The organism is Clostridium sp. AUH-JLR23, from assembly GCF_964238065.1.
In the GTDB taxonomy this organism is placed as follows: Bacteria; Bacillota_I; Bacilli_A; order Erysipelotrichales; family Coprobacillaceae; genus Allocoprobacillus; species Allocoprobacillus merdigallinarum.
In genome coordinates this window covers 1-17,993 of sequence record NZ_CAXSKY010000022.1, presented here as the reverse complement: position 1 = coordinate 17,993, position 17,993 = coordinate 1, and the positions used below count along the sequence as shown (strand labels likewise).

Below are 17,993 nucleotides of genomic sequence, written 5' to 3'. Positions count from 1 at the left end.
TTATGTTATACTTGGAATGGTTAATAGTCGTGTTAAAGAGAAAGGATGGTTATATGGAAAAAAGTGCAGTAAGGATGAAAGCTTATGCAGTTGCTTTTGATGAGATTAGAGTTTACTTATCTAAAGGATATTATAATGGCATTAGTAGCCAATTTTATATTAAAAATATTGAAAATGATGAATTGATACCACTGAATGGAGATTCGTTGAATAATAGTAGTCAGGACGGATTTCAGGAATATGTATTTCATACCAATTTTACAATGGGAAAAGTTTATAAGGTTGTTGATGCCTATGGTTTAAGCTGTTATTTAGATTTTTCAAAACTATCTATGTGTGAAGAATTTGATGAATTATATTTTTATGATCATAATGATTTAGGAAATCAATATACAAAAGAGAAAACAACATTCAAAGTATGGGCACCACTTGCGACTGGTGTTATTTTGAAAGTCATGAAATGGAATGGGGAAACAGAATTGTTCCCAATGAAAAGGCAAAAAAAAGGTGTCTATTTTGTTGAAGTCTGCGAAGATTTAGAATTGGAACAATATGTTTATTTAATCAGACATACAAACAGTTATGAAGTGACTTTAGATCCTTATGCTTATTCTTCATCATCAAATGGACGTGCCAGCATTATTGTGGATTTAGAAAAAGTACCATGTCGTCAGTTTGATTTACCAATTTTAGAGAAAATGACTGATATGGTGATTTATGAAACAAGTGTTAGAGATTTTTCTATGTCTTCTACCAGTGGGATGAAAAATAAAGGAAAGTTTTTAGCTTTTACAGAATTAAATACATCAACAGATAGTGGAAATCCAACGGGATTAGATTATTTATCATGTTTAGGTATTACCCACTTACAGCTCATGCCTATTGCTGATTTTGCGACAGTGGATGAAAAGAATCCATTGGAACTATATAACTGGGGATATGATCCATTAGCTTATAATGTGACAGAAGGAAGCTATGTGACAGATCCAGACGATGGTTATATGCGTATTACTGAAGCACAACGAATGGTTGAAGCATTACATTCTAGAGGTATACGTGTTGTGATGGATGTTGTTTTTAATCATATGCATGATGTCAATATCAATGCTCTTGAAAGAACAGTGCCTTATTATTTCTTTAGAAGAAATGAAGATGGTAGCCTTTCTAATGGCTCATGGTGTGGTAATGATTTAAATACAACAGCACTGATGTGTCGTAAATATATTTTAGATATGTGTAGGCGCTGGCAGGTTTTATATGGTATTGATGGATTCCGTTTTGATTTAATGGGTATCATTGACCAGGAAACAATGAAACTTGTAGATGCACAGGGAAAAGCTTTAGATCCTTCATTTGTTGTTTATGGTGAAGGATGGAATATGCCTACAGCTTTAGATGAAGAGATGCGTACAACGATTCAAAATAATTTGAAAACACCATATATTGGTTTCTTTAATGATTTCTTTAGAGATACATTAAGAGGTACGAACCAGATGGAAACAAAAGGTTATTTTTCTGGTGATACGTATAAAACAAATGATGCGATGAAAGCTATTTGTAATTTAGATATGTTTGCGAAAATTACACAATCTATTAATTATGTAGAATGTCATGATAATGCGACATGTTATGATAAATTACAGATTTCGAATTATGATGAATCTGAAAAGATTAGAAAAAGACGTTCACGTCTGATGATGGCCGCAGTGATTTTATCGCAAGGTGTTCCTTTCTTGCATAGTGGACAGGAATTCTTTAGAACAAAAGGTGGACTTTCTAATACATATAATGCTGGTGATCAGGTTAATGCATTAGATTGGAATCGTAAAGATATGGAAATTGATACAACTCAATTTGTACAGTTTTTAATTCACCTTAGAAAAAATAATCCTTGTTTTAGATATGGAAGTTATGATATGATACGTAAAAATGTGAAAACAGAAAATATTAATCATCGCATGATTAAATATTCATTACATCAAAATGAGGGAGAATATAAGGATTTTATCATATACTTTAATGCTTCTCTAGAAACACTTCAGGTTGAAGTAGAAGATGGTTTCCAACTTTTATATCATAGTGAAAAAGGTAAAATTTTAGATCATCAATTAGATGTGAATGGAGTTTGTCTAGCGATATTAGTAAGATAGGAGTTATATATGAAGTTAATCGTTGGATTAGGAAATCCAGGTAAAGAATATGAGAAAACAAGACATAATGTTGGTTTTATGGTGATGGATTGTTTAGCAGATGATTTTCATGTGTCTATAAATACAAAAAAATTTAAAGGTGAATATGTCAAATTAAAATATCAAGGGGAAGATATTATTTTACTCAAACCAATGACATATATGAATAATTCAGGTGAAGCCGTAAGTCAGGTCATGAACTTCTTTAAAATTGATGTCGATGATTTACTGGTGATTTATGATGATATGGATATGCCAACAGGCAAGTTACGTTTAAGACAAAGTGGAAGTGCTGGAGGGCATAATGGAGTGAAAAGTATTATTGCTCATGTAGGTACACAAAATTTTAAACGTATTCGCGTGGGTATTGATAAACATCCCCAAATACCTGTGGTGGATTATGTGTTAGGGCGTTTCACCAAAGAGCAGCAGCCACTTATTGAAGATGGTATTCAAAAAGCCACGCAAGCTGTTCAGATGATGCTTGATAAAGATTTTGTGGCCGCAATGAATGCTTTTAATTAGGAGATGAAAAGATATGAAGAAGATTATTCAGATTTTAAAAAATAATTCAGCATATCTTGCAATGAAAAAAGGAAAAGGCGAGATTGTTGTATCTCACGCTAGCGATGAGGCGATTCTCATTGCTAGTGCTTTTTTCGCTTGTCCCAAAACAATGCTGGTGATTAAAGATAGCTTATATCAGGCACAGCTTTTATATCAGGAGCTGTATCCTTTGTTGCATCAAAAAGTCGCTTTCTTTCCATGCGATGAATCATTACGAGTAGAAGCTTTGGCTTCTTCTCAGGAATTAGTTGGAGAACGTATTCATACTTTGTCATTATTACTGCAACATCAGCCAATCGTTGTGATTTGTCATACACAAAGTTATTTACGTTATATACCACATCCTTCTCTTTTTGAAAGTTCTCAGTTACATTTATCTGTAGGTATGACCATTGATCCTTTGACATTAAGAGAAAAACTTATCCATAGTGGATATCAGATGATACAACGTGTTGATGAACCATTTTACTATTCAAAACGTGGTGGGGTTATAGATGTTTACTCTATCCAATATGAGAATCCTATTCGTATTGAATTTTTTGATGATGAAATTGAAAGCTTACGTTTCTTTGATAAAAATACACAACGTTCTTTAGAAAATGTTCAGGAAGTCACAATCTTACCGGCGACCGATCTGCTTTATGATGATCAGGAAATAGAACATGTGATTTCACAGATTGAAACATTACAGAGTCAAACGCAGTGTCCTGATTATCAGGATGATTTGGATGAAGAAATTTCTATTGATATAGAATCTATTAAGAATCATGATTATTCATCTCGTCTTTATCAGTACATGGGATTGTTTTCATCATCAACGTCATTACGTTGTTATTTTGATGATGTGCTGATTGTAACATCAAGTCAGGAAAAAATAAAATCGGTCTATAATCAGTACGTAGAAGAAACATTCTACTATTCTCATGAATTACAAGATATGGGGAAAATGGTAAAAGGGTTGTCATTATTTCAAAGTTTAGACTCATTATTAAAAAAGACAGATATTGACTTTGTTGATTTTAGAACGAATGACAAACAAATTTCCTTTTTAACAAGAGAAATTCAATTACCATTATTGAATGAAAATCAATTGATTCAACAAATCAAAGATTATCTTATTCAAAATAAAATCCTTATGTGTCTTGAAAATAGTCATCAGATTCAAATGATGACAGATTTATTGGATCAATATCATCTCTCTTATGCCTTGGTAGGTCATGATGATCATATTTATCAGGGAATTAATATTTATATGGGTGATTTATCAACAGGTATAGATTTTTGTGAAGAACATGTGATCCTGTTGACAGAAAAAGAGTTATTTAAGGTTAATAGTCAAAAGAAAAAAGGCTACATTAAATATAAAGATGCAAAAGTCATCAATGACTATACGGAATTAAATATTGGAGATTATGTTGTTCACGATGTCAATGGAATTGGACAATATATGGGTATTAAAACACTGGAAGTCAGAGGTGTGAAAAAAGATTACTTGTATATTGCCTATAAAGGAAATGATACTTTATATATTCCCGTAGAAAATTTTAAACTGGTACGAAAATATGCTTCCAGAGATGGGAAAGTTCCAAAAATTCATTCTTTAAATAGTACAGAGTGGCAAAAAACAAAACAAAGAGTCAGAAACAAAGTTGATGATTTGGCAGATCGTTTAATTGAAATATATTCACAAAGAATGAAACAGCCAGGATTTGCATTTCCTAAAGATGATGCTATGCAAATACAGTTTGAAGAATGTTTTGGTTATGAACTGACACCAGATCAAAAAGAGGCTGTCAAAGAAATTAAAGCTGATATGGAAATGCCACGTCCTATGGATAGATTGTTGTGTGGAGATGTTGGATTTGGGAAAACAGAAGTGGCTTTACGTGCCTGCTTTAAGGCTATTTTAGGTGGTAAGCAAGTGGCTTTTCTATGTCCTACAACGATTTTATCTTCACAGCATTATCATACGATGGTTACTCGTTTTGAAAATTTTCCAGTCACTATTGCTTTATTAAATCGTTTTACAACGACGAAACAAAGAAAACAGATTTTAAGTGATTTAAAGGAAGGAAAGATTGATTTATTAGTTGGGACACATCGTATTTTATCAAATGATGTTGTTTTTAAAGATTTAGGATTATTATGTATTGATGAAGAACAGCGTTTTGGTGTTAAACAGAAAGAAAAAATTAAAGAAATCAGAAAGACAATAGATGTTTTAACTTTAACTGCTACACCAATTCCAAGAACTTTACAAATGTCTTTAATGGGAATTCGTGGATTATCACAAATTGAAACACCACCGTTAAATCGTTTGCCAGTACAGACTTATGTCATGGAAAAAAGCAATCAGCTTGTCAAACAGGTGATTGAACGTGAACTTGGGCGAAAAGGACAAGTTTTCTATTTACATAATCAGACAGCCAATATTGAAAGTGTGGCTAATGAAATTGCCAGATTGGTTCCACAGGCAAAAATTGGTATTGGACATGGGCGTATGAGCAAAGATGAACTTGAAAAGGTGATGCAGGCTTTTGTAGATAAAGAATATGATATTCTGGTTTGTACAACGATCATTGAAACCGGTATTGATATTCCTAATGCCAATACCATTATTATTGAAAATGCTGATCGTTTTGGTTTATCGCAGCTTTATCAGATTAAAGGACGTGTTGGTCGTAGTGAACGTTTGGCTTATGCATATTTATTGTATGCAAAGAACAAGCAAATGAATGAAGAAGCAACGAAGCGTTTAAAGGCGATTAAAGAATTTGCACAATTAGGTAGTGGATATAAGATTGCTATGCGTGATTTATCTATTCGTGGATCTGGTGATATACTAGGAGGAGAACAGGCTGGATTTATTGATACAGTTGGTTTTGATATGTATATGAGGATTCTTCAGGAGGCTATTGAAGAAAAAACGGGAGAGAAAAAAGAAGAAAAAGAAGTGCCTGTTCAAAATGTCAATGTTGATGGTTATATTCCTGAAAATTATGTAGAAAATGATATGGAAAAATTAAATCTTTATCAACGTATATATAAAGCGCAACATTTAACACAGTTACAATCTTTAGAAAAAGAATTAAAAGATTTATATGGAACATTGCCTAGAGAAGTGAATAATATTGTATTGAAAAGAAAATATGAAATTTTATGTACACAGCCTTTCATTGATGAAGTCAAAGATGCAGGTGGATATGTACAAATTATGTTGACACAGGAATTTTCAGCCCATATTGCAGGTGATCAGCTTTTTGAATTGGTTAATCGTTTATTTGATAAACCACAGTTAAAATACATTAAAAATGAAATTGTGATTATGATTCAAACAATCGGTCAATGGTTACCACATACAATAGAATTATTAAATGAATTAAAGAAAATGGATGAGCAATCACGACATCAGTGATTGCTTTTTCATATAAAAAAATCCTCATAGAATGAGGATTAATCATTTTGATAATTATCAATGATTTCATCAATATCAATACCTAATTTAAAACCTAATGTAAAATAATCATCAATAGTATTTTGATAGTCTTCACTAGAGTATTGTTTTTGAACATTTAAAATAGATTGATAAATCTTGAAAAATAAAGAATAAAGATCTTGATTTTCAGGAATTTCTGTATGATTTTTAATACTATCAATACGTAATTCATAACCAATAGACATTAACATCGTTAAACCTTCAAGATAGTTTTCTAATAACTGTTGATGATTGACAGGTTCTTCTTTTTCCCAAAATAAATAACATCTTGATTCAAGTGCAACTTCAGATAAATCATGTAAAAAAGATAAAATCTTTTGATTGATTCTTGTTGTGTTTAATATTTCATTTTTAGCGACTTGAATTTCTCTATTGATATAGACTTGATATAATTTTGCGACATCATTCATAATTTTTCACCTCTTATCTATTATCTTACCTCAATATGAATAAAATTTGAATGATTAACCAAAAATATGAAGGTGTTCTAATAAAATCTTAATACCCATACCTATTAAAATAATACCACCAGCAATTTCAGCTTTAGATTTATATTTCATACCAAAGACATGTCCAATTTTCACACCTATCATTGAAATCACAAAAGTTGTACAGGCAATGATAGAAACGGCTGATAAAATATTGACATTAAAAAAAGCAAAAGTAACACCAATAGCTAAAGCATCAATGGAAGTAGCAATTGCTAAAGGAATCATGACTTTAGGTGAAAATTCTGTATTACATGTTTCTTCATCCTCAAAAGCTTCTTTAATCATATTGATTCCAATTAAAGCTAATAAGATAAAAGCAATCCAATGATCAATACTTTCAATTTTATCTTTAAACTGAATACCTAATACATATCCTAAAAAGGGCATAAAGCCTTGAAAAAAGCCAAAATAACCACCACAAATCAAAGCGTGTTTGAGTTTAAGCATGCGTGTTGATAAGCCTTTACAGATGCTCACCGCAAAAGCATCCATGGATAACCCGACACCAATGATCAATATTTCTAAAAACCCCATATGTCCTCCTTGTAATAAAAAAGACATGACTGTTGAGCGTACAGACAAGTCTTATTGTTTTCATCATATCCAAATTATAACAACTTTGCATATAAGTGTCAAACATCTTTTGGGATATAGTCACTGCCTATTTTTTTAGCTTGAAACTGACTGTTTGTGAAATCTTGAATCATATCCAGAAAATCAAGATTACGTAAATAACATTGATAAGAAACTTGTTCCTGATATTGAATATCTATACACTTTATGTGATGAACTTTTAATAAATGCTCAAGTTTACGTGTATATGTATAATCAACTGTTATATTATATAAATCAACCAGTTCTTTTTCAACGATATGAGCGACTTTAAGAGCTTCAGCTACACTTTGACTATATGCTCGTGTTAATCCCCCAGCGCCAAGTTTAATGCCACCAAAATATCTAGTCACAATCGCTATCATATTTGTTAAACCTTGCATTTTTAAAACATTTAACATAGGCATACCCGCCGTTCCAGATGGTTCACCATCATCATATGCTCTTTCATGAGGACCAATAATATAGGCAACACAGTTATGTGTAGCTTGTGGATCGCTATATTTTGTAATCATATCGTTAGCCTGTTCAATTTGACTACAGGGAATCAAATGACAAACGAATTCAGATTTTTTAATAACTAATGTATGGCTTGTATAATCTTCAATAGAAATCATGATGTCACACCTTTCTTTCTTTATTATATATGATTTCATTTTATTGTCAAAAGTGTTATAATAATGAGAGAAAAATTAACTTTTGGAAGCGAGGGATTGAGATGGCTAAGATTGCAGTATTAGCTGATAGTGGCTGTCAAATAGAATTAAATCAATATGAAGATCAAGGTATATTTATTGTGCCTTTATGTATTACGATGAAAAATCATACGTATTTAGATCAAAAAGACATTACCAGTTTGGAAGTTTTTGAAACTATGGAAAAAGAGGATATCATGGTCATGACTTCTCAGCCTGCAACAGGGGAACTGGTCAATATTTTACAAAGAATCAAAGATGCTGGTTATGATGAAGTTATCGGATTACCCATTGCGACAGGATTATCATCAACTTTAAATGGGATGAAAGTTGCTGGAGAAATGGTGGGTATTCCAATCACTTTAATTGATACAAAAGGAACTGCAGGCAATCAAAAATATTTAGTATTCACTGCTGCCAAATTAATTCAAGAAGGTAAGAGTGTTAGTGAAATTCAAGATATTCTTGAAAACATGATTGATCATTCTGGAACGATTATTATGGCCCCTAACTTAGAACATTTAAAGAAAGGTGGTCGTATTACGCCAGCAGTGGCATTACTTGCTAGCATGTTGAAAATTGTTCCAGTGATGGAATTAAATTATGACTTGGGTGGTAAAATAGATGTACTTGGAAAAGTCAGAACCTTATCTAAAGCGAAAGCTACACTTGTGAATCGCATGGTCGAATTAGGTGTTAATGCTAAGGAATATAAAGTCACAATTGAACATGTCTTATGTGAAAGTTCAGCTTTAGAAGTGAAACAGATGGTTTTAGAAAAAATTGGAAATGTTGAATTAGAGTTAAGAGAACTTCCAGCTGTTGTTGGTGCTCATATGGGAGTTGGAGGTATTGGTGTACAATATATCAAAAAATATACAGGATAGGAGGATGAACAAATGCCTTTATTTGATGATCTCACAAAAAAAGCAGCGAAATTGACAGAAGGAGCTATTGATAAAACACAGGAATTAGCTGGTACTGCCAAATTGAAGCTTAAAATGAAAAATTTAGAATCTGATCGTGATGATGTTTTTCGTGACTTAGGAAAATATTATTATCAACAAATTCAAACATCAGGTGTTGTTGATGAAGAAGTCATGGATATGTATCGTCATATTGAAGAATATAATCAAAAAATGGCAGAATTAAAACAATTACTAGACGAATAAGCTGAGGAAACTCAGCTTTTTTTGATATAATGAAAGTAGAGGTGATATGTATGAATATCAAGATGAGAAACTTGGCTATATGCATTGGTGGAATTTTTTGTATAATGAATTTAAATAGTGAGTATCATTTCACTTATATGAATACTATACAGCCGTTTCTTTTTATCTTCTTTTTCATTTGTTTATTCTTTTTTAAAGAAAGTATCCTTTATCCCATATCAGGCTTATTAACGGGAATAGGTATTGATTATTCTTTGATTCAGGGAATCATCAATAATCCTTCTACAGTTCCTATTATTTTTGATAGTATTTTATCCTTATCTTTTATTCTGTATTTTATCATCATGCTTTTTAAAAGGAGATGGAATCGTCAAAATCAAAATATGGAATTATCTCAAGATATTCAGCACAAAAACTTGCCTGGAGATGGGACAATATCTTATCCATATAGATTAGATATTGATCAGACGCTTACCATCAATGATGAAATAGAACATCAATATCATAAAGTGATGTATGCACTTAATGGTGGAAGTCAAGAATACGAAGATCCAACATTTGGTTTTAAAGATAAGGTATTGGTAGGAAAAAAACATCTCCAACAAGATTATGGTGGTTTTTGGAAATATGAAAGTGATATGCCTGCTTTAAAGGAAAATGGAACCCTTTGGATGAAAGGTGTCGTTTATCTTTCGCATGATGATGTCAAAAATATATATCAGATGCTTTGTGATGATCATTTTTAGCAAATGATTCAAGAAAATATATCACATGTGTTAAACTTATCCTATAAAGAGAGTTATCAATTTTTAATAGACAATCAGATTCCACAAGATGTGGCCAAGAGTTTGTTGAAAGTTATTGCTCAAAAAGATAATATATTTGATAAAGATATCATCAAATCATTTATCAAATTCAGTTTTCAAAAAGAAGATTATCAGGAAGCAATGGAACATCAGGATGGAATGATTGATTGTGCTTATTGTATTTATTATTATGATAACTGGTTTTTACAGATGAGAGAGGGCATATGGAAAGTGAAACCAACTCTTTATGAACCATCTCTTTATTATGGAAAGGGTACTTATCAACCATTTGAAAAATAATCGTATAATAGAATCAATATTTGAAAAAGATATTTCAATAGAAAAAGACAATGAATATTGTGAGTAATATTCATTGTCTTTTTTATAAGGAAATTGATTATTAAAAATATTTTTATTATAAATAAATCATAACCAACTCATAAAAAATTATTTTAATATCAACTTTTGTTTTTATGTCTTCAAAATCTTTGTTATAATGTAAGAGAGGATGAGTATATATGAATAGAAAATGGTATTTTTTAGAGTACGTAGGAGCTCTTATATGTGCATTTATGGCTAACGTTGAATATCAATTTTCATATATGAATGGTATTCATTTATTATTGTGGATCATTTATTTTGGAGTATTTCTTTATTTTAAAGAACATATTTTCTATTGTGTGTTGAATGTTTTGATGGCTTTCAGTGTATGTCTTTCATTAATCATAGGGATAATGACGAATCCACAGCCTGTTTGTATTATCTTTGATTCTATCATGATGATATTTTTACTTGTTTTAGCCATTGTTTTGTTTATAAAAAGAAGATCTGTCAATCCAAATAATCAAATCCTTAATGAACTGAAATATACAATACGTGATGGAAATGGAACGGTGGAACATCCCTATATTCTTGATGAAAACAGTCTACCTCCTCTATGGAAAGAGATGATTGATGAACAAAATCATAAAGTCAGTTATGCTTTAAATGGTGCAGGACAAGAATATAAAGATTTCTCATTGAATATTGAGGATTATATTTTGGCTGGGAATAAACATAAAAAACAGGAGCTGGGTGGCTATTGGATTTATCAAAGTGATATGCCTGTGTTTAAAAATGAAGGCACATTATGGATAAAAACAGTGATTTATTTATCTTATCCTGACTGTCAGTTATTATATGAATTATTGAAAGATTATAAACAGTGGCAGACCATTCAAAAAAACATTTTATCTTTATCCAAGATGTCATATGAAGAGGGGTATTCTTTATTAAGAAAACATCAGATATCCAAACAACATTGTCAAGTGTTATTCAAAGTCTTAGGTATGACAGATCATATATTGAGTTCATCCGTGATTTTAGATCTTGTTAAAAATAAGTTTCATCTATCACGCTACCAAGAAGCCATGGAATATCAAGAAGGTATGCTCTATTGTGTATATTGTTTTACATATCAGGGACAATGGTTTCAATGTATTCTTGAGGATAACTGGAAAATCTATCCTATACTTTATGAGCCATCTTCTTATTATGGCCAGGGTATTTATCAATCATTTGGGCAAGATTTTGTATAAAGCAAAATCTTTTTCTATATAAAAAAAATAAAAAAAGTGTTTTAACTCCGTTTTTTAGGTGTTAAAATAGGTATAAAGTCATCTTCAAAATCATAAAATGGGTATAATGATAATACAAGGAGATGACATATATGAAAAAAACTTATCAAAAACAAGAAATGATCACTTTTGTTCAAAAGAAAAATTATGTATTAGAAATTATGAAAGATTCATCTGTATTGGAGTTATTTGCCAGTTGCTTACATGAAAAAGAATTGAGTCATTTATTACATGATAAAAGACTTTATCAACAACTTTTTATAGCTGCTTTAAGACATTTATATCAGGCGCAGAATTATCAGGATATGGAAAATGATTTAATGATGATGAATAGTTTGTTTTCACATCAGGATTATTTGTTGTTGAAAGAAGATATTTTTAAAAAAATAGCTAAAAAAACAATAACATTACAAGAATATTGTGTGATCCGATATCTGATTCCTTTTGAGAATATGTCTTTTTCTCAAGTCATTTCTATTCTTGAACATCAATATCATGTAGATACACTGGATTGTGCTAAAATATGTCTATTGGAAGATGAATATCATTTGGCCTATCAATATTTACTGCAACTAGATGACTGCCAGGATGAAGTTGTCTTAGATTTGCTTTGTAGCTACAGCATGAAAGATTATCTTTCATTAATGCGTCATTACAACAGGAAGAAAAGTTATCAGCTTGTTATGAGTCATTAGGAGTCTATTATGGGAAAAAGAATGTTTTATGTACTGAAGATGATTTTACAAACGCCAAATAAAGCCATTACAGCTTTAGAAATACAGGAAGCTTTAATGAAACAGGATATGAAGATTGATATTAAAACTGTTTATTCTTGTATCAAACAAATCAATGATTTTTTTAATGGTTGGATAGGTAGAGATTTGATTATCTCTTATCATAAATTGGGTTATAGGATAGATGAAGATATATTTGAGGATGGTGAATTACAATTTCTATTAGATCAGATTGCCTTTCATCAGGATTTAAATAGAGAAGATCAGCAACATTTACAAAAGAAACTTCTCACCCTATCTTCTTTTCATCAACAAAAACGTCTCGTCTTGTTTCAACCAAGTGAACGTCAGCATTCTTTTTCTCTATTTATTAATTTAACAGTTATTATGAAAGCGATTGAACATCAAAAAGCTATTTCTTTTCAATATATTGATTATGATATTCAAAATCATCACTTCATAGAGGTGGCTTCACAAAGAGGGAATAAAGATGATCAATATATTGTTTCTCCTTATTCTTTAACTTCCCAAAATAATCATTATTATATGATTGCCTATAATGAAAAACATCCCCAACAATTAACCAATTATCGTATTGATCGTATGCGTGCTATTCAGACTTTAAATAAAGGATATATCAATGTTCAGGAACAATTTGATATCCAAAATGAAATTGAAAAGATGATGAATATGTTTATATCTCATCATCGTGATACATTGGTTATTGAATGTGATTATAAACAGTTAAGAGAGATGGTATCACGTTTTGGATTGAATATGCGAGTACAGCGTTTATATCAGGAACGTTTATTATTAACAATTGAAGATGTTTCTATTTCAGAAGGATTGATTGGCTGGATTATGATGATGCAAACTCAAATTAAAGTGATTTCTCCACAGTATCTACATGATGACATCAAGTCCCGTATAAAAGCTATGCACAACCTTTATCAAGATATGTTATAATGGAATTGGAGTGGGTGATGAAAATGCAAAAAATCATGATTGTCGAAGATGATGAAGTCATCGCTTTAGCAATTCAAAAACATTTAGAAACATGGAATTATGAAGTTGAAGTTGTGGATGATTTTGAACATGTTTTCGATCTTTATCTTCAAAAACAGCCAGAACTTATTTTATTAGATATCTCCTTACCTTTTTATAATGGATATCATTGGTGTGAACAGATTCGTAAAGTATCTTCAGTGCCTATTATCTTTATTTCATCTGCTAATGAGAATATGAATATTGTCATGGCTATTTCTATGGGAGCAGATGATTTTATCACAAAACCTTTTGATTTTCATGTCTTAACAGCGAAAATTCAGGCGTTACTTCGTCGTACATATTCTTTTTCTAAATCTATGCAGGTTTTAACATATAAAGATTTGGTTTTAAATATCTTAGATGCAACTATTTCTTATCATCATCAGACTATTGAACTGACGAAAAATGAATTAAAGATTTTACAGGTTCTCTTTGAAAAATCAGAAGTATTTGTATCACGTGATGATTTAATGATGGCATTATGGCAAAGCAATGAATTTATAGATGATAATACTCTAAGTGTAAATATGAATAGATTAAGAAAGAAATTAGATGATTTTCATATTGAACATCTTATTCAGACAAAAAAAGGATTAGGTTATAAGCTGGCTTATGAATAGATTACTGCATTATTTTTATGATAAAAAAGCTTTCTATATTCTTTATTTATCATGCATTGGTATTTTTTGTCTGATTCTTTATTTATATAATGTTTTCATTGAAGCTGTCATCTATGCGACTATTTTATGTCTGGTTTTATTGATTGTTTATTTTGCGATTGATTATTTTCTCTATTATCAAAAAACGAATAATTTAGAATCAATCTTTCAATTAGAAGATATGATTTTATTAGATTTACCACAAAGTTCTGGATATATTGAAACTCAATATCAATTATTGATTCATCAGATCCATCATTTATTAAAAGAAATGAAAGAACAACATGAAATACATAATCAGGATATGTTAGATTATTTCACTTTATGGGTTCATCAGATCAAAACACCTATTTTTGCATTAAGACTTTTAATTACATCTCAAAATGCTTCAACAAACGATATGCTTTTACAAGTTTTAAGAATTGAACAATATGTAGATATGGCTTTACATTATATGAAATTAGAACAGATTTCTTCTGATTTACGTATCAAACGTTATGATTTAAATGAGCTCATTCAAGATGTTATAAAAAAACAAGCCACTTTTTTTATTCAAAAGAAATTAACTTTAAAAATTGATCCAATAGATTTACAGGTTTTGACTGATGCCAAATGGTTGTCCTTTGTTTTGGAACAGATTTTATCCAATGCATTGAAATATACCAAAACAGGTGGCATTCATATTTTTGTTGAAGATGAAGTTTTGTATACTGAAGATACAGGTATTGGGATTAAACAGGAGGATTTACCAAGACTGTTTGAAAAAGGCTTTACAGGATATAATGGAAGAATGGATAAAAAAGCAAGTGGTCTAGGATTATATTTATGTGCTCGCATATTAAAATATTTAGGACATCCTATTCATATCCAGTCAACTCAAGGAGTGGGAACAACAGTGATGATTGATTTTCATGTTAAGGATTTACAAGTTGAATAAACCTTACAGAAATGTAAGTTATAACAGAGAAATTGTAAGATAAATCAATGGTACATATTTCTCTTTTTTTATAAACTATAAGTGTACAAAGGAGGAGTTAAAATGTCATTACTGGAAGTTAAAAATTTAAAGAAAATTTATACAACACGTTTTTCCAATCAACAGGTACAGGCATTATCCAATGTCACTTTTAGTGTCGAAGAAGGTGAGTATGTTGCGATTATGGGTGAATCTGGAAGTGGGAAAACAACTTTATTAAATATTCTGGCTTCATTAGATCAGCCAACCAGTGGACAGGTCTTATTAAATGGTCAAGATATTACCCATTTAAAGGAAAAAGAAATCTCACAGTTTAGAAGAAAGAATCTTGGTTTTGTATTTCAGGATTTTAATCTATTAGATACATTTTCTATCAAAGATAATATTTTCTTACCACTTGTCTTATCTAAAGAACCTTATCCTGTTATGCAACAGAAATTAAAAGCTTTAGCACCAAAACTGGGTATTGAGGATTTATTAGAGAAATATCCATATGAAATATCTGGTGGACAGAAACAAAGAGTCGCTGTTGCAAGAGCACTCATTACACATCCTCAACTTGTTCTGGCAGATGAACCTACGGGTGCCCTTGATTCAAAGTCAACGGATCAATTGTTGGAAATTTTTGATACAGTCAATCAGGAAGGGCAAACAATTTTAATGGTGACTCATAGTACCAAAGCAGCCAGCTATGCTTCAAGAGTCTTATTTATTAGAGATGGTGAAGTTTTTCATCAAATTTACAAAGGAAATCAAACGAATCAGCAAATGTATCAAAGTATTTCAGATACACTAACATTACTTGCGACAGGAGGGAAATAAAATGAAATCTTTCTTTTATCCCCGTCTGGCATTAACCAATCTCAAAAAGAATTCTAAGTTATATTTTCCATATTTATTAACAAGTTCCTTTACTGTCATGATGTTTTATTTAATTAATTATCTAGCATCACATAAAGGTTTAGAACAAATGGCAACGGGTTCAAGTACAATGCAGATCATCTTGAATTTAGGAATTATTGTGATGGTTATCTTTTCTGTCATTTTCTTATTTTATATGAATAGTTTTTTAATGAAACGTCGAAAAAAAGAAATAGCTTTATACAATATTTTAGGTTTAGAAAAGAAACACATTATGATTATGATGTTGTGTGAAACCATCATCACAACATTGATTTCATTTGTTATGGGATTTCTTTTTGGTATTATTTTTAGTCAGCTGGTTTCATTAGTATTGATTCATTTAATGGGACTATCTACAACCTTGACATTTCATATTTCATGGTCATCTTTTCTAGTTACCGTTATTGTCTTTTTACCTATTTATTTGGCTTCTTATCTCATTCATGTGATTCAAATTCAATTATCAAACCCTATTGAATTATTAAGAGGTTCTCAAAGTGGTGAAAAAGAACCGAAGACCAAATGGCTGATGACAATTATCGGTTTGGTAACACTTGGATTAGGATATTATATTGCTATTACGATTGATGATCCCACAACAGCGATGCTCTTGTTTTTTGTAGCTGTTATCTTGGTTATTATTGGAACCTATTGTTTATTTACTGCAGGTTCTATTACAATTTTAAAACTTTTAAAGAAAAATAAGCATTTCTATTATCAGACAAAACACTTTACTTCTGTGTCTCAGTTAATCTATCGTATGAAACAAAATGCTGTAGGACTGGCTAGTATCTGTATTCTATGTACATGTATATTGGTTATGTTGTCAAGTACAGTCTCACTCTATTTTGGAATTGAAGATACAATTACAGCTTATCAGCAGGATAGTTTTCAGCTTAAAGTTTATGGCTATGATGATGGAACGTTGCCAAGTGATCAGGAGTTTGCAAAGTTTTATTCACAAATGCAGACTGAATTAGAGAATCATGATATTGGTATTGATAGTTTTATTCATACCAAAAGATATTCAGTCAGTGTACGTTTTGGAAATGACCATATTTTGGCATTAGACGAATCTGGAGATTTTGTTGTGGGATATTTGGTAGGGATGACACAGGATGAATATAATCGTGCCTATCATCAAAATGTTCAATTAAGTGGTCAGAATATTTTAGTGAGCAGTAATTTCTTTGACTTTGGAGATACTTTAGACATAGATCAACAAAAATATCCAATTCAGGAAGTTGTGCATCAACCCTATTTATTACCTAATGAAAATCCTACTGCACAAAGAAATCTGATTGTCATTATGAAAGATGAAGAAGCTATTCAAGAGATGATGTCGTATTTCTTTGGAGATACTATCCAGCCAACAGAAAATCTTTCTATTGTATATCAGGATCAGTCTCAAGAAAAAGAAGCTGAAGACATATTAAGAAAGTGTTTAGATAACTTTTCCTTAGAAACAGAGACAGAACAGGGAGGCATTTCTTTCTATCGTTCTTCATTATATGAAGTCAGAATCATGTTGATGGAATTGTATGGAAGTTTATTTTTCTTAGGTATTTTCTTAGGCATCTTATTTTTAATGGCTACAATATTAATTATGTACTATAAACAGTTATCAGAAGGTTATGAAGACCAAAAACGCTTTGAAATTATGCAAAAAGTTGGAATGAGTACAAAAGAAGTGAAACAGACTATTCGTTCTCAAGTTTTAATCTTCTTCTTTTTACCACTGATAGCTTCAGTTATTCACATGGCATTTGCTTTCCATTTGATAACTATGATGTTTAGTTATATTGTTTTGAGTGGAACAGAGGTGTTTATTACATGTACAATCATCTCAGTCATTATTGTGGCGATTGTTTATGCGATTGTCTATGTCTTTACATCAAGAACATATTATCGTATTGTTAAGAATTAATAGAAGATGAATGAATGTTCATCTTCTCAGGCTGTTGACAAAGTAAAAAAGTCAACAGCTTTTAGTTTTCAAATGAAAGAATATATGGTATTATATCCATTGT

Annotated in this window: 17 protein-coding genes; 14 read left to right on the top strand and 3 right to left on the bottom strand. The window is 30.8% G+C overall.

From position 1 onward, the window contains the following. Positions 1-53 precede the first annotated feature (53 nt). From pulA to mfd, 3 genes are read left to right on the top strand one after another with little or no spacing between them, the layout of a single operon-like run. Positions 54-2,150: a type I pullulanase gene (gene pulA / locus ACESR5_RS10460; RefSeq protein WP_373155608.1), complete on the top strand. Its 2,097-nt coding sequence runs from the start codon at positions 54-56 to the stop codon at positions 2,148-2,150. Between the two features lie 9 nt (positions 2,151-2,159). Next, a complete protein-coding gene (pth, locus tag ACESR5_RS10455) occupies positions 2,160-2,714 on the top strand; it encodes an aminoacyl-tRNA hydrolase (protein WP_087244338.1) in 555 nt (184 codons plus the stop codon). Positions 2,715-2,727: 13 nt separating this feature from the next. Further along, a complete protein-coding gene (gene mfd, locus ACESR5_RS10450) occupies positions 2,728-6,171 on the top strand; it encodes a transcription-repair coupling factor (RefSeq protein WP_373155603.1) in 3,444 nt (1,147 codons plus the stop codon). Positions 6,172-6,209: 38 nt separating this feature from the next. Here the strand turns inward: mfd and ACESR5_RS10445 are convergent, their stop codons facing one another. From ACESR5_RS10445 to ACESR5_RS10435, 3 genes are all read right to left on the bottom strand, one after another. Next, a complete protein-coding gene (locus ACESR5_RS10445) occupies positions 6,210-6,662 on the bottom strand; it encodes a dUTP diphosphatase (RefSeq protein ID WP_087244340.1) in 453 nt (150 codons plus the stop codon). 54 nt (positions 6,663-6,716) lie between these two features. Next, positions 6,717-7,277 (bottom strand): manganese efflux pump MntP family protein, encoded by a 561-nt coding sequence (locus ACESR5_RS10440; RefSeq protein WP_373155600.1) that lies wholly within the window; start codon positions 7,275-7,277, stop codon positions 6,717-6,719. Between the two features lie 98 nt (positions 7,278-7,375). Next, complete coding sequence (locus ACESR5_RS10435) at positions 7,376-7,972, bottom strand: YigZ family protein (RefSeq protein ID WP_373155598.1); 597 nt, start codon at positions 7,970-7,972, stop codon at positions 7,376-7,378. A gap of 101 nt (positions 7,973-8,073) precedes the next feature. Between ACESR5_RS10435 and ACESR5_RS10430 the strand changes: the two genes are divergently transcribed. The 11 genes from ACESR5_RS10430 to ACESR5_RS10380 all read left to right on the top strand — a co-directional run bounded on the left by ACESR5_RS10430 (position 8,074) and on the right by ACESR5_RS10380 (position 17,890). Further along, entirely contained in the window at positions 8,074-8,937 is an 864-nt protein-coding gene (locus tag ACESR5_RS10430) for a DegV family protein (protein ID WP_373155596.1), read from the top strand. 12 nt (positions 8,938-8,949) lie between these two features. Beyond that, positions 8,950-9,222 carry a hypothetical protein gene (locus tag ACESR5_RS10425; RefSeq protein ID WP_373155593.1) on the top strand — a complete coding sequence of 91 codons (273 nt, stop codon included), beginning with the start codon at positions 8,950-8,952 and terminating at the stop codon, positions 9,220-9,222. A gap of 50 nt (positions 9,223-9,272) precedes the next feature. Further along, positions 9,273-9,968 carry a hypothetical protein gene (locus ACESR5_RS10420; protein ID WP_373155591.1) on the top strand — a complete coding sequence of 232 codons (696 nt, stop codon included), beginning with the start codon at positions 9,273-9,275 and terminating at the stop codon, positions 9,966-9,968. Between the two features lie 102 nt (positions 9,969-10,070). Then, positions 10,071-10,328, top strand: coding sequence for a hypothetical protein (locus ACESR5_RS10415; RefSeq protein WP_373155588.1), 258 nt, complete (start codon positions 10,071-10,073; stop codon positions 10,326-10,328). A 218-nt stretch (positions 10,329-10,546) separates the two neighbouring features. Then, complete coding sequence (locus ACESR5_RS10410) at positions 10,547-11,605, top strand: hypothetical protein (RefSeq protein ID WP_373155585.1); 1,059 nt, start codon at positions 10,547-10,549, stop codon at positions 11,603-11,605. A 131-nt stretch (positions 11,606-11,736) separates the two neighbouring features. After that, positions 11,737-12,339: a hypothetical protein gene (locus ACESR5_RS10405; protein WP_373155582.1), complete on the top strand. Its 603-nt coding sequence runs from the start codon at positions 11,737-11,739 to the stop codon at positions 12,337-12,339. 9 nt (positions 12,340-12,348) lie between these two features. After that, positions 12,349-13,344 (top strand): YafY family protein, encoded by a 996-nt coding sequence (locus ACESR5_RS10400; protein WP_087296835.1) that lies wholly within the window; start codon positions 12,349-12,351, stop codon positions 13,342-13,344. Positions 13,345-13,367: 23 nt separating this feature from the next. Then, the gene (locus ACESR5_RS10395) at positions 13,368-14,045 is read left to right on the top strand and encodes a response regulator transcription factor (protein ID WP_373155579.1); all 678 of its coding nucleotides are present in this window, start codon (positions 13,368-13,370) and stop codon (positions 14,043-14,045) included. After that, positions 14,038-15,021 carry a sensor histidine kinase gene (locus ACESR5_RS10390; protein ID WP_373155576.1) on the top strand — a complete coding sequence of 328 codons (984 nt, stop codon included), beginning with the start codon at positions 14,038-14,040 and terminating at the stop codon, positions 15,019-15,021. Before ACESR5_RS10395 ends, ACESR5_RS10390 begins: the two co-directional genes overlap by 8 nt. Positions 15,022-15,123: 102 nt before the next feature. Beyond that, positions 15,124-15,882: an ABC transporter ATP-binding protein gene (locus ACESR5_RS10385; protein WP_087244351.1), complete on the top strand. Its 759-nt coding sequence runs from the start codon at positions 15,124-15,126 to the stop codon at positions 15,880-15,882. A gap of 1 nt (position 15,883) precedes the next feature. Beyond that, positions 15,884-17,890: an FtsX-like permease family protein gene (locus tag ACESR5_RS10380; protein WP_373155573.1), complete on the top strand. Its 2,007-nt coding sequence runs from the start codon at positions 15,884-15,886 to the stop codon at positions 17,888-17,890. Positions 17,891-17,993 lie beyond the last annotated feature (103 nt).